At 63.5% G+C, this 20,471-nt stretch carries 10 protein-coding genes; all 10 read right to left on the bottom strand.

The window, feature by feature from the left end; translation table 11 throughout:
* Positions 1 to 73: 73 nt before the first annotated feature.
* The 10 genes from PQQ95_RS25565 to PQQ95_RS25520 all read right to left on the bottom strand — a co-directional run bounded on the left by PQQ95_RS25565 (position 74) and on the right by PQQ95_RS25520 (position 20,466).
* Entirely contained in the window at positions 74 to 415 is a 342-nt protein-coding gene (locus PQQ95_RS25565; protein WP_408442158.1) for a hypothetical protein, read from the bottom strand.
* Positions 416 to 1,125: 710 nt separating this feature from the next.
* Positions 1,126 to 2,343, bottom strand: coding sequence for a DUF2252 domain-containing protein (locus PQQ95_RS25560; RefSeq protein ID WP_408442156.1), 1,218 nt, complete (start codon positions 2,341 to 2,343; stop codon positions 1,126 to 1,128).
* Positions 2,344 to 2,421: 78 nt separating this feature from the next.
* Positions 2,422 to 3,372 carry a hypothetical protein gene (locus tag PQQ95_RS25555; protein WP_408442154.1) on the bottom strand — a complete coding sequence of 317 codons (951 nt, stop codon included), beginning with the start codon at positions 3,370 to 3,372 and terminating at the stop codon, positions 2,422 to 2,424.
* 201 nt (positions 3,373 to 3,573) lie between these two features.
* Complete coding sequence (gene ftrA, locus PQQ95_RS25550; protein ID WP_408442151.1) at positions 3,574 to 4,551, bottom strand: transcriptional regulator FtrA; 978 nt, start codon at positions 4,549 to 4,551, stop codon at positions 3,574 to 3,576.
* 139 nt (positions 4,552 to 4,690) lie between these two features.
* Positions 4,691 to 5,104, bottom strand: a complete 414-nt coding sequence (locus PQQ95_RS25545) for a rhodanese-like domain-containing protein (protein WP_408442149.1) — start codon at positions 5,102 to 5,104, stop codon at positions 4,691 to 4,693.
* A gap of 270 nt (positions 5,105 to 5,374) precedes the next feature.
* The gene (locus PQQ95_RS25540) at positions 5,375 to 6,757 is read right to left on the bottom strand and encodes a hypothetical protein (protein ID WP_408442146.1); all 1,383 of its coding nucleotides are present in this window, start codon (positions 6,755 to 6,757) and stop codon (positions 5,375 to 5,377) included.
* Between the two features lie 91 nt (positions 6,758 to 6,848).
* Complete coding sequence (locus PQQ95_RS25535; RefSeq protein ID WP_408442143.1) at positions 6,849 to 15,266, bottom strand: RHS repeat domain-containing protein; 8,418 nt, start codon at positions 15,264 to 15,266, stop codon at positions 6,849 to 6,851.
* A 128-nt stretch (positions 15,267 to 15,394) separates the two neighbouring features.
* Positions 15,395 to 16,252 (bottom strand): hypothetical protein, encoded by an 858-nt coding sequence (locus PQQ95_RS25530; RefSeq protein ID WP_408442140.1) that lies wholly within the window; start codon positions 16,250 to 16,252, stop codon positions 15,395 to 15,397.
* Between the two features lie 622 nt (positions 16,253 to 16,874).
* Positions 16,875 to 18,989 (bottom strand): HlyD family efflux transporter periplasmic adaptor subunit, encoded by a 2,115-nt coding sequence (locus PQQ95_RS25525; RefSeq protein WP_408442137.1) that lies wholly within the window; start codon positions 18,987 to 18,989, stop codon positions 16,875 to 16,877.
* 34 nt (positions 18,990 to 19,023) lie between these two features.
* On the bottom strand, positions 19,024 to 20,466 hold the full coding sequence (locus PQQ95_RS25520) for an efflux RND transporter periplasmic adaptor subunit (RefSeq protein WP_408442134.1): 1,443 nt from the start codon (positions 20,464 to 20,466) through the stop codon (positions 19,024 to 19,026).
* Positions 20,467 to 20,471: the final 5 nt, after the last annotated feature.

The following is a 20,471-nucleotide window of genomic DNA, read 5'->3' as shown; positions in this document are numbered from 1 at the left end:
CTCATTGCGTTGATCTCATCAGCCACTTGCGGCTCGGCGCGATCGAGATCAAGTCCATCCCGTACTGCTCGCTTTACATAATGATCGCTTTTGAAGGCAATGTCTGCGGCATCGCTAGCGCCTGTCGGCTTGCACTGCTTTGCTTCCGTGGCCCCTGCTGGATGCCTTGCTTGCTGGCCCACATCGGGTCTTTTGCAAGCTGGAATACGAGCCAGGCAAATCGTGCACCCGCAGCAATTGCGCATTCGGGACACACCGGCCCCAGTGCCGCCTCCTGCGCGAACTGCAACCCCCTAACCATACCGAGCAGGTTAAGCGATGGACCTGCGGGCATAATTCCAGATTCGAAATTCTCAAGCCACTTATCAATCTCTGCATCGCTGATAGACAGGTCAGGGCCAAGGTTCGTCGACACCGTACCCGCCCGGGACATCAGTGTTCCATCCGCCGCGTAGGTGTAGCTGACCTTCAGCGCATTTTTAACGTTTCCATTGAGCGGACTCGCGTCTTCAAAATACTGAAAACCAACCAGTTGCCCACGCGCGTCGTAATAGGGGTTGGCCGTAAATCCTGTGCTGCTAAACTGGATCGCCCGGTACGCCGAATCCCGGAGTGCAATAATGAGTACTTTGCCGGATTTCTTGTCGAAGAATATCGCGCACGCCTGCTAGGGTTCTGAGCTTCATGCAATCGCCCTCCGTCGGGACAAAGCAATATCCCCAGCCTCTGACAACGCGCGCAGGAAAGTGCGCAGCTAAGAGTCAGGACCAGCGAACATGGGCATAGGCAACGGGATAGCGGAACAAGTGACTTGCAAACAAAAGGGCGACCGGAGTCGCCCTGAAGGTTGTTGCAAATGCGCGGGTGATAGGGGCGCGCAAGCGCGACGCGCTAGCCTCTAGTTGTCCACATAATTTGTTGGCAACGCTGTGGATAACACCACCATAACCACCCCAAACCCTTGATCTAAATACATTCTGCCAAGCCGATGCAGCAGTGGTCTGCCCGACAAACGGCAATGGCCGTGTTCTAACTGGCGTAGTCCAATACAGGCTAGAAGAAACCGGCGCCCGCAGTCCAGGAAAACCAGACGCCGTCCAACGATTTACCCAACGCGCCGCACCGTCAAGGCTTCTTCGCCGGCAGCTCGAACGCGCCGCCGTCATAAGCCTCGCAATACGCTTTCCAGTCGGCGTTCACCTGCGCCTCGCATTGCGTCGCGAGTTCGATCAACGGCAATTGCCAGTCCTTGCGATTGCCGAACGCGATCAGTTCGTCCGCAATCGACGACTTCTGCCGGCCGCTGCTGCGCAGTTGCGCCCACGCACTCAATTGGGCCATGCTGTTGACCACTTCTTCGAGCCGCGGCAAGTCGCCGTCCCAGTCGCTCAACGCCACGCGGTCTTCCGAAGGCTGCAAGCTGCGTAGCACATACGAGCACTGATTGAAGTCGACCGCGTGCAGGAACGCCTGCGAAACCGCCTGATTACGCCGCTGAATTTCAACCACACGCTGCGCCTCGCTCTGCCACTTCGGCTGCGGCGTGCGCACATGCGGCGTCACCGATGAAGGCAGCGCCTCTTTCAGATCGAGCAGATAGTTGCCGTCCGGTGAACCCTTGCCTTCGACGAGAATCGCATAGCGATCCACGCCCAGGCTGCCGGTGCCGGCAATCCGCCGCGCCACGTCGACGATGCGATAGAAGTCGGGATTGGGCTGCCCGGCTGCGAACTTGTGCATGAATTCGGTGACGGTGGCGCGCATCTTGTCGCTAACCGGCAGCGCTTTCTTGCCGTCCACTTTGAGCACGCGGGTCTTGCCCTTGAGCGTGGTGCGCCGGTCCAGATGCGCGGCGCGCGTACGGCTCGCCAATGCGTCGAACAGCTCACGCACCAGACCGGTGGATGTCTCCGCTTCGATCCAGCGCGATTTGCCAAAGGCGAGCGCCGCGCTATAGGCATCGACCGCGGTGTGGCAGAGCGCGAGTGCCTGCGCGCGGCTCAGCTTGAGGTCGCTCGCACCGACCAGCACGCTCGAGAGGAGCCGCACCAGTTCGTAAAGACTCGGTGCGAGGCAGGCTTCGTCGAAATCGTTGTTGTCGAAATAGACGAGGCGATTGTCGCCCTTGTAGCTGCCGAAATTTTCCACGTGCATATCGCCGCAAATCCACACCGGCGGCGCTTCGTCGAGCACCTTGTCGTGCGGCAGGCGCGCGTAAAACAGATGGCAGGTGCCACGCAGAAACACGAACGGCGAGCCGCGCATCAGCTTGTATTTCATCGCAAGCCGTTCAGGATCCCGGCCCGTATTGAAGCTGGCGATGATCTGGGCAATATCAGCCATGTGTTTCTCCTTCATGCGGCTCAATGCGGATTCAGTAGGGGCTCAATGCGGGCGGATCGAATCCGCGAGTGCATGGAATCAGGAGCCGGTCATCAGATAGTAACGTCCGTCCGCGCTGACGTTGAAGCCGAAACCACACTCCGTCAGCGAACCGTGTGTCGTGACATCGAGCGTCTCCGGTGCGGAGAGCTTGAACTCGATCAGGCATTTTTCCGCGCGTTTGTCCGTGTGTTGGTCCGTGTGTTGGTCATAAGGCGCGAGGTTGGTGATTCTCGCGGTGGCGTCGAGCGGCGCACCGCCGGTACCCTCGGTCACCGGCACGCGCGCCACGCCGTCGTAGAAGCGCACGTAGGCCGACAGGCTGCCCATGTTCGCGCTCGGTTGACCGTCGGCGCCCACAGTCGGATACACGAAGTCACCATCGATCCGGTAGACGCCGCGCCGCCCTTTCACCGGCTTCACCTCAATGCTGTTCCACGCGCCGAAAAACATGTAGCTGGCAAAACGCGCACCGTTCGGCGGCACACCGGTCACCACCGCTTTGTCCGCAATCGCCTCGAGACGCTGACGCGCCGCCGCTACCGCGCGGCCGAGCAGCGCGTCGTTGGGATAGTCGTTGCCGCGGCTCACCGCGGTCCGGTAGTACGCGCGAGCGTCCGGCAGCGCGCCCAGCTTCAGTTGCACGTCGCCCTGATGGACCAGCGCCATCGCCACCCGAGCGCGCGCCGAACTGGTTGCTTTCGGCGAGTTCTCCTCGCCGGCCTGCATGGCGGTGGCCTCGGCGAGCTCGGCTTCCATCGCGACCAGTGTTTGCGCGTCCTTGAGACGCCCCGCTTCGAGCGCGGCCACACCCAGCGCCGCGCATGACGCGTTCGTGCGGCACGGCACGTCTTTACCCGCCAGCAGGTTGCGGCGATAGAGTTCAGCGCGCGAATCGGCCGCTTGCGCTTGCGCCGCAACGAGCACGGGCATGAGTGCCGCAATGGCGGCAGAGACGACAACGGCAGCAGCGACGGTTTTGACGTTCATGAGCAAGAGAAGACGGTGGCGACGAAGCGTTTCGAACACGTGCTTCAACTGGCCGTATGCGCCACACGTTTGACGTGGGTTGCCACGGATGCTGACAGAAAACCGGCGATTGCGCGAACCCTTATGATTTTGCGCCTCGGCAGGCGTTCGTCGGAAACTGTTCCTGTATGTGGGAACAGCAGGACGAAAAGCGGCGCGCCGCTATCCGGGTGCTTGCACTCCGGCCTGCACCCCGAACTTCTTACGATACGCCCCTGGGCTCGTCAATGCGATACGCCGGAAGTGCCGCCGCAGCGATTCCTCGGAACCGAACCCCGCCAGTTCCGCAACGCGCGCCATCGGCAACGGGCCCCGCGCTTCAAGCAGTTCTCGCGCGATCGCCACGCGTTCACGCACCAGCCATTCATAAGGTGCCATGCCGGTGGCGTCGTGGAACTGCCGCTGCAGCGTGCGCGGACTCATCGCCGCCCGTTCGGCCAGCGAGCGCAAGGTGTGCGGCAACGCGGGATGGCGGCGCACCCAGTCCATCAGCTTCGCGAGGCGCCCGCCTTCGTCTTGCGGCATAGGCCGAGGCACGAATTGCGCCTGACCGCCCTCGCGATGCGGCGGCACCACGAGCCGCTGTGCGACCCGGTTGGCGATTGCGCTGCCGTGATCGCGCCGCACCAGATGCAGCAGCATGTCGAGGCCTGCCGCCGATCCCGCCGAGGTGATGATCTGCCCTTCATCGACATATAAGGCATCCGGCTGCACGCGCAATTGCGGGTAACGCTGCTGCAATTTGCTGGCATAGCGCCAGTGCGTCGTGACAGTCTTGCCGTCGAGCACACCCGACGCGGCCAGCACGAACACGCCGGAGCAGATCGAACACAGGCGCGCACCGCGCTCGTAGGCGGCGCGAATCTTTTTCAGCAGCGGCTCGGGCGGCAATTCGTCGGCATCGCGCCAGCCGGGAATCACGATCGTGTCAGCACGGTCGAGCAGCTTGAGCGTGTACGGCGCGGCGACCGTGATGCCGCCAGCGGCGCGAATCGGACCGGGTTCGCTCGCGCACACCGCAAAGCGATACCAGTCCACGCCGAGCTCAGGACGTTCGAGCGCGAACAGTTCGGTCACGCAGCCGAATTCGAAGGTACAGAGCCGGTCGTAAGCCAGCGCAACGACAAGGTGATTGTGCATGGCGTGATGTTACCGGAGATTGACGATTGCGCCACTTATCCGGCACGCGCGGGATCGCGACAATGAAGCCCCTATGTCCCTGCACAAAAGAAGCAAGAAAAAATGCAAGAGACCCGGAGCCGGCGACTAGCGTCGCAAGTCACGCCTCACTGGCAATAGCTAGCTGGAAACCCTCGTCGAGCCAGCCTGTAATTCCGCCGATCATTACCTTAACCGGGCGGCCAAGCTGTGCGAGTTTTATTGCGGCACGCGTTGCACCGTTGCAGTGGGGGCCCGCGCAATAGGTGACAAACAGCGTATTTGCCGGATATTCGACAAGCTTCGACGCCACGATCTTCCCGTGCAGAAGATTCACGGCGCCAGGCACATGGCCGCGGGCGAAAAGTGCGGGGCTACGCACGTCGAGCAATACAAAATCGACGGAAACCGGATCGGCCCTTTCTTCAAGTGCCGCATGAACGTCGGCGCAATCTGTTTCGAACGACAACAACGTACTGAAGTGGGCGAGCGCCACAGCGCTATCGGCAGCCGGAATAGCTGAGACCGGGGACATATAAAGATCCTTGTAGGTAAATCGTTGAAACGCATTGTCCCGTTCTCATACACGATCGACCAGTGGCGCAATTGACAGATTCCAGTAACATCACGCCACGCCGTTCTCCGTGCCCAAACTTGTCGCCGCGCTCGCCCACAAAAGTCGACCTCAAGAATCCGCGCGTCCAGGTTGTGACTGGTATACAGCGCCTGGTTATAGAACCCCGTCATCGTGTCATCACGTTTGTCGAACAAAACCCCCAGTGGAGTCCGCCCTTAACCCCTTTTCTCAACCGCTCACATAACGCAATGGAAGTGCCGGTGCATCGTCAGGAATCCGTACAACACCGGTATTCAACCATCCCTGTGGCGTTCCTTGCGAAACCGCATAGGCACCGACGTAAGGCATCATCCGCGTTGTCTGATAGACCTGCGGCGTCCATCCCTCAGGTGCCAGAAAAATAGTCGTCGCGCGTTTCTCGCTGTACGGACATGAGCCGAATGTCGAAATATTCCAAAGCGTCTGCTTGTACGTGTCGTAGTCGATGTTATGGCGCTGCGAGCCGGCTTGCCATCCTTCGAGCTGGATAAACGTGTTGTAGGTGCCGGCGCCGGCGTAGGGATCGTTGACGGTGCGACCGGCGAGAAACGCCAGAATCAGCGCGCAATTCTCCGGCGCAAAATTGTCACTGACATCCAGATAATACGTGCCGGTGATGTTGGTCACGCTTGCATAGTGCGAGTTGCCCATATCATGCCGGGTCGGAAGGCTAGCCGACGTGAAGAACTGATCGAACGCGGCCATGCTCACGCCCGTCGGCAAATCGTCGTTCGCGCTGACAGCCACGAAATGCGCACCCGCTGCCAGCAAACTGGTGAACGCCGTCACGCTCGCGACGTTCCAGTTCGTGCCGTCGCTGAACGGAAACGCGCGATAGCCGCTGAGTGCGAACACCGACGGATTGGTTCCCGCCTGCCAGGTGATCTGCGGCACCCACATCGTCAGCGGCCCGTTGCTCGCTGCACCGCTCATATAACGCGCGAGCAATTCGATCAACGCCGCGTCCGGCTGCGGGCAAGCCGGATTGCTGCCACCCTCGAGCCACTGCTGAGCCCATTGCGCAGCGAAGCCCGCCATCTGGCCACCGGTGAAATCCGCCGGCTCGATATAGCCGTTCGGCGCATTATTGCCGTAGGCCGTAGTGACGACGGCCGCATCGCGTGTGCCTTCGCCAAACATGCTGTTGACGAAATCCTGGCTGTTATTGCGCGCCGGTGTATCAAGCAGACCCAGCGGCACGACCCACGCGCGATTGTTGGCGTTGACGGCCTGGTACAGATTCAGATAAGCCACCGAATCGTGGCCTGGAAACGTTGTTGCATTGGCGCCCGAGATATACCCCGTCGACGCATCCACACTCACCGTGGTCGAGCCTGCGCCAGACGGGTGCGTGTACGAGACGCCGAAATTCACATTGCTGGCAGTCAGACTGAAGCGGCCGGTGCATCCACCCGAGCGGTTGACCGCGCTGGCCACCATCTTTTGTCCACAACTGATCGCGCCAGGCTGTGCTTGCGGCACAGGTCCGTCGCTGGCTGCTGCGCTGCCGAACTCGAGCGTAAGTCCGGAAGCCCAGTTCGTAAGATTAATCGTCATCGATCGTTCTGACATAGCATCTCCTTGAGAGAGCGGGATCACTTTCAGGCGGCGCAATCACGCGCCGCGTTCAATCACGTCGTTCAATTTCCACCGGTCGTCACGCTCACGCACTCTGATTCTTCGAGGATGCGCCGTACACGCCCCACACCGTATATCCGGTGACGAGGAAATAACCGCCCGCGATATACGAGGCGATCGCCGCCTGCGAGGTCGCCTGCTGCTTGAGCGTATCGATCGCGCCGTTGATCACGCTCGAGACCCGCACGATCGCCTTGTCCGAGGCGCTGACCGCAGTCGACGCCGGCGCAGCGCTAGCCGCTTTTACGCCGCTGAACGCCCCGGAGAGCGCGCCCGTGCCGAAGCCCTGCGCCGAACTCAGCAGCAACTGGCCGACCGTTATCTTCTGACCCGTGACGGCATCGGTGAGCAAGGTCGAGACGTCCTTGCCGATCATGCCGGCCGTCGCCTTCGTCAAGGCCCGGAACGCGACACTGGCCGTGGCGCTCATCCCCTGCGACAACCCCACCGTGGCCGGCATGGTGGCCAATCCGCCGATACCGCCGCTCGCAAAGCCGGTCAGCGCGCCTGTGCCCATGGCCTCGAAAAAGCCTTTGGCCGTGAAATCCCGACCGTGCTGGATGTCGTATTGCAGGCCATTGGTACCGGCGCCGCTGATCGCGCTGGTCGTCGCGCTCCACAGCACCGACGTGGCGTTCTGCGCGACCACCTGCGCAGTCGTAAGCGGTGCGGCCGCCTCGACACTGGCGCTGGCGCCGGCGGCCACCTCGCCCGCCCCGGCGGCGGCGCCTTCTACCGCCACTTCGCCGGCTGCGGCGCCCGCCGCGGCGCCGGCTGCCTCGCCGCCCACGGCCACCGCGCCCGCCGCGGCCTCACCGCCCAGTGCCGCGCCGGCCAGTGCGCCATCCGCCGCCGCGGCCGCCGGTGCAGCGGCGCCGAAGGTCACGAAGCTCAGTGCGATGCCGGCGGCGATCACCGCGACCATCGCCGCGCCGATACCGATCTGCGCCCACAGAGAAATATTGCCGCTCGGATCCACCATGTTCAGCGGGTTATTGCTCGCAAAAACATAGGGGCTCGCAAACTGCCGGGCCGGATCGGGCGTGACGAAACGCAGCAGCGCGGGGTCATAGAGCCGTGCGCCGAAGTCATACAGACCGAGCGTCGAATCCCAGGACTTGCCCGCGTACTGGAACAGCCAGTTCGCCGCGCCGCTGCCCGCCTCGCTCAGCAAGCCGCCGAACGGCAGATAGTCGAAGCTCGCCACCAGTTCGCCGGACGTGTCGGTCACGGCCCATACCGTATTCTGATGATCGGTGACCGGATACTTCAGCGCGCCGTCGTGCACGGCGGCGAGGGCATTGGCGCCCCATATGCAGACCTGCGGCGCGCCGTCGTTCCAGATCACGAGCGGCGTATTGCCGGCGCCCTGGAAACTGATCTGCAACGCGTTGCCCTGTTGACGCAGCACGCGCTGATTGTTCAGGCCGCGCGCGTAGCGAACCACGTTCGAGCCGTTCGTCACGGCGGCGACCGTGCCGAGCGCCGCATCGTATTCCATGCTCATGCCGCGCCACTGATCGGGTTTGCCGTCGTTGCGATAGTGGAACGTGACGTTATCGCCGTTCGCGAGCGTGGCGCTGTCGAGTCGGTCGGTGCCGGCGCTGAAACTGGCCGAGAAGCTTGCGCCGTCCTGCGTGGCCTGCCAGATGTTGCCGTTCGCGTCGTACTCGGTCACCGCCTGATTGCCGGCTCCGCCGTTGGCCACCACCGCCGCGCTGAGGCGCTGCTGCCCGTCGTAGGTGTAGGCGACCGAACGCGTGTCGGCGAGCGCGCTGAAATTGAACGCGGTGTCGCGGCCGGCGATCTGCGAGTCGGGCGTATAGGTGTAGTTCTGGCTGAACACCGTCTTCGTGCCGACGCTCACCTGATGCGTCAGGATGCTGCCCGGCGAGTCGTAGCCCCATGCGTCGGCAAGTGCGCCGCGTGTCGCGGTTTGCAACTGGCCGTCGGCGGTCCACGTATAGCTGGCGATCGCGTCCGGTGTGCCGGGCACGCCGATCGACGTGATTTGCCCCTGATCGTCGTACGCGTAGACGATGCTCGGCAACGGGCTTTCGGCCGGCAGATCGATCTGCGTGATCTCGTTCAGCGCGTTGTAGTGATACGTCGCGCTGGCCGACAATTGCGCGGCCCCGGAAACCTCGAGACGCGTCGTCACGACACGGCCCAATGCGTCGTAGGTCCATTGTTCGTCAACGGTGCAGTCGCCGAGATCGCCGGCGGCCACCGGTGCCGGGTTGTACGTCACCGCACGCGTGAGCTTGCCGAGCGCGTTCGGATCCGAGCCGTCGCCGTCATAGCTATAGACGCGCGCCGCAGTGGCGCCATCGCTCGCAGTCGGCCACGCGAGGTTGTCCACCTCGGCGGTGAGTTTTTCGGCGTCCCAGGCGCCGGCTACGACGCCCTCTTCCACAATGCGCCCCAGCGCGTCGTAACGTGTATAGAGAAAGTACTGCTCGGTGCCGTCGAGCGGTACCTGAACGAAGCGCGACTGACCCTTCCCGTCGAACAGATACGACGTGTTGCCGGTATCCGGATCGCTATAGGCGCTCGGCTGGCCCAACGGATTCTGCAGGGTGGTACGCACGAATGCGGCGGGATCGGACTGCGGCCCGTTCGTGAACGCGTTCGGCAATTTCATCGTGCCGAGGATCCCGGCCGTGCCCACCGCCGCGTCATAGCTCGGGCTCACCGTGGTTTGCCCGACGTTGCTGCCGTCGGTGGCAAGCTGCACCGTCGCCACCGCGCGATTGGCCGTATCGACGAACTGCCGTCCCTCGTAACCGCCGGGCGTGGTGGTCAGCGTCGCGAAGTACTGGCCGGCCTGCACCGGGTCGTTCGCGGCGCTCGCCGTATAGACGGTGCGCGTCGTTTCGCGCTCGGCCGGGCTCGTCGTATTGACGTCGTGAATCGACAGTTGCAGGCCCGGCTTGCCGCTTTCCACGATACGGCCAAGCGCTGAGCCGCCGTAGCGCAATCCGTTGTACGGATAGTTCTGATCGTTCGAGCGCTTGACCGGACCGTCCTGTTGCCCGGCGTAATACGCCGCGACGTCGCCATCCATCTCGCAGGTGTTCTGCAGGGCGGCGAGAAAGGCCGGGACGTCGACGAAGGTCGAGCGATATTGCATCGGCGCGAACGCCGCACCGCCGCCGAACGTGCCGGGTGCAATGCGCGTCAGTGCGAGTTGCCGGTCGAGTGCGTCATAGACGACTTCCATCACGCGGCTGTCCGTGCCCTGCAATTGATGCACCTGGCGCTGGCGCGCGGCGCCGTCGGTATAAGACTGGCCGATACGCGGATTGGCGCCCGCCATCAGATTGACGATCTGCAACGCGTTCGGTCCGGTGGAAAACGTGAGCCCTTGCGACGGGGTCGCCGTGCTCGCATGACTGAACAGCAACTGGCCGTTGCCGAAGAACAGCACGGCGCCCGGCACCATGGCGAGCAGCCACTGGGTCGCCAGATGCGGCGGGTTCGCGAGGGGAGCCTGTACCGGCGTACCGCCCGCACCGCTCCATTGCCAGCCGGATCCCGGCGTCCAGCCGATCTGCTCATCGGCGCCAAACTGGAACGCTATCGTGCCGCTGCCCAGCGTAACCGGCGGCACCATCTCGATGAAAAACGCGACGGCCGGTGTCGCGTTCGCGGCGCCTTGCCAGACGAGCGAGTCGGCCGTGTTGCCGGCTTTGCTCAGGACACCGTCCGCGGTGCTCCAAAGTCCCGGATCGCCGGGCTGCCAGCGGCTGCGCCACTGCGCGCCGTCGAGGAAGGTTTCCGCGTGGCCGCCGTCGGTCATGTGCAAGGTCAGTTCGGCATTCGGACTGGCGTCGTCGAAGGCACCGTCGGACGCGCCCTGGCGCGACAGGAAGCGCACGTCCAGTTCCTGCAACTGGCCGTCGCCGCCGACCGCGCCTAGCGGCCGGTTATACGCGTCATAGAGCGTGAAGCTGACGTTGCCGCCGGCGTTCATCGTCGCGCGCAGCAGGCGCGTGTCCGCGTGCCAGCTTTGAATCGTGACGTCGGTGCCGAACGGCGTGAACAGCACGCTGTCCACCAGCACATTGCCGCTGCCGACATTGGCAAGACGCAACGCGATGCTGCTGGCCCCGCCAGCCAGAGTGACCGATGTGCTCAGGTACTGCCATTGCCCCTGCGTGTCGACGAACGCGACATGGCCCGGCTGCGCTCCGCAGTCGATGTCGATGCCCGAGCCGTCCGCGTCATAGCCCGCGGGAGTCTGATAACGCACCGCCAGCAGATACGCCGTACGTCCGGCGGCGGGCGCCACCGTCACACTTGCGCTCGCACCTTTGGGCACGCTCAGGCTGCGGGTGCCGAGCCATGCGTTGGCCGTGTCGAACGTGGTGCCCGTCAGCGTCCAACCGCTCGCGTCCTCGTAGGACTGGAAACCGTTCCATGCGCATTCGGCGAGCGCCGCGGCCTTGAACGTCGCCACCGGCAGGCCGAGCGAGGTGCCGAACAACGTTGCGCATAGCGTGCCGGCGCCGTCGGCCTGCTGCAATACGACGCCGTTGGCCGCGCGTACCTGGTTGCGCGTCGTGCATTGCCAGTCGGCGGGCGTTTCACCCGGCGCGTAGGTGGAAAATGGGAACGCGGCGGGGCCACCGGTCCAGCTGAAGTCGGCTTCTTCGGCCGGCGTCAGTACGTCGTCGCCCCATAGCGTCGGCCAGTTGCTCAGCGCAGTGACGGCCGACGACGTCGTGACGCCGGCGTTGGTCGAGGTTTGCGCCACCAGGCTGCTGACGTCGCCCAGCACGCGGCTTGCCGCGTTGACTTCGCATGCGTACACGTTGGTCTGCACGTCGGTTTCGAGTTCGCCCGCGCCGTTCATCGTCGTACGCGTGACGCTCGCCGGCTGGCCCGTGTAGGTGTACGGCAAACCCTGCGGCGCATACTGGGTCGTCTGTCCCGACGCGACCCCATCGGTCACCGAGTTCTGGGCGGTCTGCAGAACGTACGCGCCGTAAAGCTGAAGCGGCGCGGCATGCGTATCGGTCGGGTCGCCCGCGCGCATCACATACGCGTCCCACTCGTTCTCGACGCTGGTCAAGGTCGCGCCTGATGCATCGCACGTCACGACGCTGTGCAGCAAGCCGTCGAGCATGTTGTAGTAATCGTCGGGCGCGACCAGTTGGTTACCGTTCAGGTAGTAGCTCGTTACCGAACCGTTCACCGGGTTCGCGCTGCTGCCGCCCGGGTACACAGTACTCTCGAAATATTTGACGACCTCCCCGCTCGCATCGCACGCGGCATTCGCGGTGTCCTGCGCATAGCAGGTGGTCGCGCTTTCCGACAGGCCGTCGTCGATCGTGATGCTGACGACCGGCCAGTCTTCGATCGGCCCCGCTATCGCGTCGCCCGCATAGCGGTGCAGCTCGACGCTGGTAGCGCTGTCGAGATCACTCGCGGTGTCCGGGTATGTGAAGAACGCCGAAGCGCCGCCCGGATACATGCCCTGCCCGGGCAAATCGTGCTCCTGCGCCGTCCACATCTGCTGGCCGTCGAGCAGTTGGGCAGAACCCGCCACGCTGCCATTGCGCAACACGAGCGCCGACGAAGCGGTTGCATGACCGCTCGGATTCTGTGTGTCATACGCGGCACAGGCGATAAATGCCGGGCCTTCGTTGATCACCGACGCCGCGTTCAACTGATAGCGGTTGCTGGTTCCGGCGGCCTCGTTGATCAGCGTCTGGATATCGCCGATGCTCTGCGTCACCGCGAGCGACCAGTTGGTCGCCACGCCGCGGAAAAACAGCTGCGTGCCAACGCTCAGATAGTCCGGGTTGCCGCCGCTCGCCCAGTTCGCCGTGCTCTGGTTGCTCGGCGGGACGCGCAAACCGGTGATCGGAGTCGCCGTGTCGGTCCAGCTGGAGCTCGTACTGTTCGCGTCGTAGCCAACCAGTTGTGCTTTCGGCGAACCATTGCCGACGAGAATCAGCGTGCCGTAGTCGGGTCCATAGGCGTAACGCTGCTCGCCGACGATCACGCCGCCTTGCGGCTTCAGGTTGCTATTCGCAAGCCACGCGTCGCCGTCGAAGCGGATCAGGTTGCCACCCACCGCAATCATTGCATTGCCGATGCTCGCGGGCGCCCAACTGGTCGGATACGCGTTGTCGAATTTGTCGATGAACGAGAACTTCGCCGGCGCTGCGAAGCTGTAGGCGCTGTTCCATTGCAGCGCGAATACGTCGTAGCCCTGCTGACCGCTCGACGCACCGCCCGAGGTCAGATGCGAGACCGCAAGCAGCGAGACGTCCGAACTCAACGCAACCGTCGTCGTATTGTTCAGCGAAAAACCGAGCGTCACGCTACCGCCCTGCTGCCACGTGCCCGTCGGACTCAGATAGGACAGCGTGACCTGCGAGTTCATATCCAGCGTGGTGAAGTACTCGCGACCGGCCGCGAACCACGTATAGGAGGGCATCTGCTGCGTCGTATGCAGCCAGCTTTGGGTCGGCCAGCTCCAGGTGAACAGGTCATAGGCGCCCTGATTGTTCGACGTGTTCATCTGCGGCACGAGCACGAAGTTCTGTCCGGCCAGGGTCGAAACGTGTCCGTTCGCAATCGGCCACTGCCACGTCGGGCTGTTGCACCCGCCGCTGCCGCCGCCGGTAATCGACGCCGCGACCCACTGGGCCCGGCGCGCCGGGTCCTTGCGAAACAGATGCAGGTTGGTGTTGCTGCTGGTGTTGTACGTAATCGCGACGAAGTCTTCGGCGGCCAGCACGGCGACCGTCGACAGATCCGTGCCGCCGTTGCCGTCCACCAGCAGCGGGTTGGAGGGGTCCGCCTGCCAGCTGTTCCACTGTCCGTTCCAGGTAAGGATCTGCAACGACAACTGCTGCGTCGCGCTGTTGTTCCACAACGCGACCGCGTAGTCGGGGCCGAACCACACGCGCGGCATCGACTGCTGCGGCATGGGCGCCGGCGCGGCGAGCGTCAACGCGCGCTCGCAGATCGGCAGTTCGACCTGGTCATAGGCGTAGCTCGCACTGCCGCCGGTCGGATAGACGATGCGACGCAGCGCACCGAGGTTGGTGGGCTCGCCGATATCGAGGTTGTAGTCATAGCGATAGCCCGGCAAATTCTCTTCGGCTGGATTGAACAGCGCGAAGCCGGTGAGCAGCCGCTTGCAGGTGTCGCCCGATGTGCCGGCCACATTGGCAACCGCCTGCGCGCCCGGATTCGACGGGCTCGGGTCGTAGACGAACGCCAGCGAAAACAGCGTCGATCCGTCGACATGCGTGACCGTGATCCCGCTCAGAAATTGAGTCTCGTAACGGTCCTGGAAGCCGTTCGGCGTGATGTCCGGCACCGCCTTGTGCGGATCGGCATATTCGCGCGGACTCTCCGGTGTTGCATCGCTCCAGAGTTTCGGCTGATAGGTGAAGGTCGCGGTGCGACCGAACACGTCGGTGATACTCGTCAGATAGCAGGCTTTCGTGTACGGCTTGCCGCCCGCGCCGACTTGCTGTTCGGCACCCTGCGTAAGCAGGCCGTTGCCGTCGCGGGCGAAACCGTTGTAGCCGTACGAGACGTATTCGCCGAAGCGGCTATAGGCGCGCTGCAAATGCCATGCGCGCGCATATTGCTGCTGCTTGCCGGTCACCGCGCTATTGCCCTGCCACAGCGCGAAGCCGTTGTCGTCGACCCATTGCACAGCCCATTCGATGCTGTTGCCGGCACTGACGTTGTAGCCCTGTGCGGTTTGCGCGACGCCGCCGCCGAACGACATCGCCTGCCCCGTTTCGTTGGTCACGGTCCAACGCTCGTAACGCGGGTAGTACAGCACCTTCCAGAACTTGTAATTGACCAGCTGGTACGACTCGCCGCCGTCGCTGGCGTCGAGCGTTTGCTGATCCAGTTGCAGAACGAATTGCTGCTGTAGTGCGTCGTCGTCGATCCGCCAGGGACTGGCGCTGCCCGCGACCGTCGCGCTCGCCGAGAGCGGCAAACCGCGCTGCACGAACTCGCTGCGCACGGCGGCCGGCACCGGTTGCCCATCGGCCAGCGAGCCCGCCAGCGCGCCGTCCATTCCGAACAACGACGGATTGACGGGCTCGCGGACCAGTTGGCTCGACACGCCCGCCATGCTGATCGAATAGGTGGCGGCGCCCGGTGTAGGCGCGCCGCCGGTGTCGAGCGTGATCGCCGACACCGGCAACTGCCAGCCCATGCCGAGCACGCCGGTTGGCCGGTCGCGGTTCCATGTCATCGCCTGCTGGTGGATGTTGCTCTCGTACTGGATCGACAGATCGATCTGCAGGCCGTCGTTGCCATTGCGTCCCGGCATCGAGAACAGGGCCTGCGTGAGGTTCACATCGCCGCGAAACAGGTTGACGCTGCTCTTGAGCACGCCCACCGTGCTGGCGTCCATCTGGAAAGTACGAATGCTGGGGATCGAGGAATCAGACATGACGGCCGGCTCCGGAAGAGAGGCGCACGCCCGCCGCCCGCTACGAGGACGGGCGGCATGAACGTGCCGGTAAGAGGGAGCGCACGGGTGTGCGCCTGGGCATGTTGCAGATGCGGTTGCCGGCGGACTCAGATGCCGACGATAAAGCCGCTGACGTTGCTCACGCCGTCGTCCTGAACATGGCCGGAGTTGTCGACCAGTTTCGCCGCACCGGTAACCGAGACTTCGTTGCCGCTCGAGCTCACCACCGACAGGCTTACCGAGAACGTTTTCACGTGATGGTCCGAGTCGTCGCGGTACTGCACCTTGTAGCTGCTCAGAAACGGCGTGTACGTGCCGAACGGCTTGCTGAAGGTGATCTTCTGCGTGTTGTTCTGCAAGGTGTTGGTGCCGTACACGAAGTTACCGAGCGACGGGTCGCAGTTCGCCACGAGTCCCGCATCCACAGTGCCCGATACGCTTCCGTGGCCGGTGTCGTCGTACATATAGACGGTGCCGTTGATCGATGCGGCGTTAGCGCTCAAGGTCGTGCCGACCGCCGCGCATGCGGTCTCCATATGATGATCGGTGCCGCCATACGACAGGTAAAAACCCGCCAGCGCGGCCTGCAGTACGTTCGGATCGGTGCCGGGAATCGTGATCGGCGAACTCGTCCCCCCGTTGCCGATGCCGGCGACGTTGCCGAGCTTCAGATTGGAATCGTCGACGCCGACCCACGCGAGCGCGACCACATTGACGTAGGACGAAGCCGGATCGAGGTTATGGCCGTTGGCATCGACCATCGTCGCATGCGCCGTGATAGACAGTGACGACCCCGACTGATTGACGCTCAGCGAGACCGAGATCGTCTGGACGTGATGGTCCGTATTGCCATAGCTCAAGGAAAAAGACGAGATGCCGACCATGCGCTGAGTGATCTGGTCGGAGAAATTGAAGGTGTTGGTGGCGCCGGGTTTGATCTGGGCACTCTGAATCTGCAACGGCATGATATTTCTCCCGAATTGGAATACGCGCGGACAAAGCCAGTCCCCGCCATGGCGATTTATGCGCCTTGGCTAAACCAGCCATTTCGAATAAAAACAGAAGCCCCTTTCCGTAATAAACAGAAATAAAACTATTCGCTCTTTTATTTAAAAAAGTTTAAAGCTTATGCCAGATAAAAATGCAAAACGCCAAATGCCTCCCACACGCCGGCGAAGGGAAGCGGATTGCATGATTTTGAAATGCGAAGGCGCTGACTGCGCCGTCGTGGACGAACGGGAATCCCCATCCTATGGGCCTGATAACCCCGGTACTCAGTGGCCTCCTACACAGCTTCGGCATCATGAGCGGCCGATAGCCTGGTTGCGTTCAACGTGCTGTTGTGCAAATCAGTATGGTTGACGGCACGAGGAAATTCAATGATCAGATCAATTGGAAACGATATTATTATCAAAAGAAAATCGTTTCACTCAGCGTCCGGTTCGACGAGTAAGGAAAGCCGCATTCCTATTTGAAAGAGAGAGAATTTCAGCCGGTTATGGCCAATGCATTGACAACTATCGCGCGCGCATCTTTTGCCTGTGCGCGCGGGTTGGTTCGAGATGCTGAGGAAACTGAAACGTCGCTTTAGAAGCCGGCTTCCCGCTGCACGATCGCCATCAGCGTGCGAATGCCGCGGCCTGCGTAACTCTCGCGCCCCGTTCCCAAGGTGACCGTCCCGGTCAGTTCGCGGCTCAACGCGCGCTCGCCTTCGCAATCGCCGATCCGCACGCGCCACGTTGCCTGCAACGGCACGATCTGATGCGTTTTTGCGTCCTGCTCCGCGGGAATCGGACCACCATAAACGCTTGCCACCGAGGGTTCGTCGAGTGTACTCATGTTGACCTTGTCGAGCGCCATGACCTTGCACTGTACCGGCCGCATTTCGCTCAGCGACGCGACGAAAGTCGCACGATCGCCTGCCGCGATACGCGTCACATCGTTCTCGTCGACGAACGCATCGCCCTTGACGCCCGCCGGCCCGATCACATCGAACAGATGCTCGCCGCGCGGTAACCAGGTACCGGGCGCAAGCGCGTCGCCGGGAATATCGAGCGTGCCCGCAAACGGCGCACGGATCGTCAACTGGGCGATCTCGGCCTGCAACCCGGCGACGGTCTGCCGCGCCGCGTCCCAGTGTTTGGTCAGGGCGACGCCCTGCTGTCGCAGGCGATCGTCGAATGCCTGTTGCTCGACTTGCCAGCGCAGCAGTGTCTCGTCGGCTTGCGCACTTTTGAGCCGGTAGTCGAGTTCCGGCGACACCATCACGCCGAGCACCTCGCCTGCATGGACCTGCTGACCGTCATGCGCCGGCTGCGGCGCGGCTGCCAGATAACCGGCGGCGACCGCATACAGTCCTTGCGCCTGCTGTGGTCCGAACACTGCCGGTGCGCTCACGCCCGCATGCCACGGCAGGAAGACGAGGCCGAGCAGCGCCGCACCGAGCCACGCCGAGCGTTTGGTCTCTTTGCGCCAATGCAGTTCGACGCGGCGTTTCCAGCACGCGGACGCCTCGCGCATCACAGGCCGCACGATGAACCAGCCGAACTCGATACAAAACAGCACGAGCCCCAGTACCTTGAAAAACGCGTGATAAACGACCAGCGCGATCGAGAAAAACACCACCAGCCGGTACAGCCACGTCGCAAATGAAAAGCCGATCAGAAAGCGCCGCCGCGACGGCGCGCACGGTTCGGGTTGCGGATCGCCGAAACCGAACAGCCATTCGCGCAGCCACCAGCGGCCGAGCGCGAACGCGCGGTCGTGCAGGTTCGGCGTATCGAGCCAGTCGGACAGCAGAAAATAGCCGTCAAAGCGCATGAACGGGCTGGCATTGATCGCGAGCGTGCCGATCCATGTGGTGGTCGCAAGCAGAAAGGCACCCGCCTTGAGCGATCCGTCAGGCAACAGGCTCCATGCGAGCGTCGCGAACGCGGCCAACGCGATTTCGCTCAGCATGCCGGCCGCGCCGATATGCAAGCGCTGCGCGCGGCCCGGCACTTTCCACGCTTCGGTCGTATCCGTGTACAGCACCGGCAGCATGACGAGAAACGCCACGCCCATGGTCGGCACACGGCAGCCGTAACGTTGCGCGGTGAACGCATGCGCGAATTCGTGCAGGACCTTCGCGAAGCCGAGCGCGATGCCAACCGCGACGACACCTTGCAGATCGGCATAGCCATGGAACGTATGCACGAATTCGTCCCAGCGGCGCGACACGAGGAACAGGCCCGCCACCGCGCAACTCGCGACGATCACCCAGAAGGCCGGCCGGTACGCGAACGAAGCAAAGCGGGCGGCGCGTCGCAGAAACGGCATGGGATGCCACAGCGGAATCCGGATCATCAGGTAATGCTTGAGCAGCCACATTGCCTGCCCTTCACGCCCTGCTTCGGCATGTGCGTTCAGGCGCGCGGTATCGGCCGAGGTTTGCGAGATCAGCAGGTTCTGCTGCCGCAACATCCGCAACAATGCGTCGACATCGTCGTGCGACACGGTGAGCGTGGTGTCGCGATTCACGCTCGCGACGATCGCCGCGGCGTCGTCGAGCGGCCAGCGCGACAGCAGTTCGAACGCGGGCCAGCCAAGCTGGAAGAAACGGTTCGCCGCCGGATCGTGCAGCATCCACGTCGGCGCGCCTTCGGGCGAGGGCGCGCCGGCGGTCAGCGTCAGTTCCTGGCGAAGTTGCGGGAGTCGGGCCATGATGGATTTTGCGTGCGAATCGCGAAGCGCCGGCCTACCAGCCGAGCCATTGGCGCGCAAGCGTCAATGGCCGGCGCAGCACGTAGTAACAGAGCGGCACCCAGCGGCCGTGAATCCGCGCCGTGCCCATCGCGCCGAGCGGCGGCCGTGCGTTCGCGCCGGCATCGCTAAACGTGGCTTTTACGCGATACGCGAGCACGCCGTCCGGCGTCGGCTCGGCGCGATACGCGACCGAATCGATATGCGCGTCGTAAGTGGCGAGCGGCGAGCTCTTCGGATAGAGCGTGATCGTCTGCCCCGGTTTCACATCGACGTTGTCGGCCACCGGCACATAGGCCGTCAGTTCCACATGCGCCGGATCGGCCAGTAGCAGGATCTTTTCGCCGACCGCGACAGCCTTGCCGGTCCACTCGTTCGGATCGGCGAACACGGCGACGCCCGGGCGCGTCGCGCTCACGCGCACGCGCGCGAGCTGCGCGGCGGTGTAGTCGAGCTGAACGGCGCTCTGATCGAGCTTGCCTTTGCGCTCGGCCATGTCGAGGCGGTTGCGGTCGTCGGTCACGGCGAGCTGCGCGGTTTGACGATACTCTTCCTGCGCGGCGTCGAAGTCTTTGCGCGCCAGCGCATAACGTGACTGCAGCGTGGTCGGATCGAGGCCGAGCAGCGGCGTGCCGCTTTTCACCGGCTGATTCGGCTGCACGTACAACCGGTCGATGACACCATCCAGCGGCGCCCGCACTACAAACGGATCTTTCGGCGTGACTTCGGCGGGCGCCAGCACGGTCAGACGCACGGGTATCACGCACAGCACGGCCAGTGCGATCAGCGCGCGACGCTGCAGCTTGCCGGGACGCAGTACGGCGCGCGCACGTTCGAGCCATGAAGGACGCGGCCCGAACGCCGCGAAGGCATGCGCCCAGACTTGCGCGAGTTCGGCGAGCAGCGCGTAGTCGGTCGCGCTCCAGGCGATGTCGCGCGCGAACACAAGGCCGCCGAGCGGGCGCCCGTTGCGTTCGGTCAGCGGCAGCCACAGCCCATGCGCGGGCCACCATGCATCCCATTCGTCGGCGATATGCGGGGCATCGCCGCGCAGGTCCGCGGCAGTGAAGGCGTGCGGCTGCGAGACCGGCGGCACGTCCGCGCCGGCGGCCGTGCCGCGCGACAAGGCGCGACACAGATCACCGAGCCACTGCACGTATGGCGCGTTCGGGTCGCTCTGCGGCAAGCCGGATACCGCGGCCACGGAGCCCGGCGCCGTGCCGCGCCACCATGCGGCCTGCCGGTACGGAATCAGCGACAGTGTTTCGTTGACCACCGTGAAGCCGAGCGTCGCTTCGCTCGCCGCGCTACGCGCGCGCGACGCGAGTTGCCAGAGCAACGCAAGCTGCTGCGCGTCGATATGGATGTTGTCGTGCGTGCCGTTGCGCGGTATTGCGGCGGATTCCTCCGCGGCAGACGGGCCGGAAGTGGGCGTCATGCCGC

Origin of the sequence: Paraburkholderia caffeinilytica, from assembly GCF_046030355.1 — a bacterium.
In the GTDB taxonomy this organism is placed as follows: Bacteria; Pseudomonadota; Gammaproteobacteria; order Burkholderiales; family Burkholderiaceae; genus Paraburkholderia; species Paraburkholderia caffeinilytica_B.
The sequence above is the reverse complement of the archived record's forward strand: the minus strand, read 5'-3'. Positions and strand labels throughout refer to the sequence as shown.

Coding starts and splice junctions, on each gene's coding strand:
- PQQ95_RS25560 (WP_408442156.1), bottom strand. CDS start 2,343: ATGGCTGATATTGCCCAGATCATCGCCAGCTTCAATACGGGCCGGGAT.
- PQQ95_RS25530 (WP_408442140.1), bottom strand. CDS start 16,252: ATGCCGTTGCAGATTCAGAGTGCCCAGATCAAACCCGGCGCCACCAAC.
- PQQ95_RS25545 (WP_408442149.1), bottom strand. CDS start 5,104: ATGTCCCCGGTCTCAGCTATTCCGGCTGCCGATAGCGCTGTGGCGCTC.
- ftrA (WP_408442151.1), bottom strand. CDS start 4,551: ATGCACAATCACCTTGTCGTTGCGCTGGCTTACGACCGGCTCTGTACC.
- PQQ95_RS25535 (WP_408442143.1), bottom strand. CDS start 15,266: ATGTCTGATTCCTCGATCCCCAGCATTCGTACTTTCCAGATGGACGCC.
- PQQ95_RS25555 (WP_408442154.1), bottom strand. CDS start 3,372: ATGAACGTCAAAACCGTCGCTGCTGCCGTTGTCGTCTCTGCCGCCATT.
- PQQ95_RS25540 (WP_408442146.1), bottom strand. CDS start 6,757: ATGTCAGAACGATCGATGACGATTAATCTTACGAACTGGGCTTCCGGA.
- PQQ95_RS25520 (WP_408442134.1), bottom strand. CDS start 20,466: ATGACGCCCACTTCCGGCCCGTCTGCCGCGGAGGAATCCGCCGCAATA.
- PQQ95_RS25525 (WP_408442137.1), bottom strand. CDS start 18,989: ATGGCCCGACTCCCGCAACTTCGCCAGGAACTGACGCTGACCGCCGGC.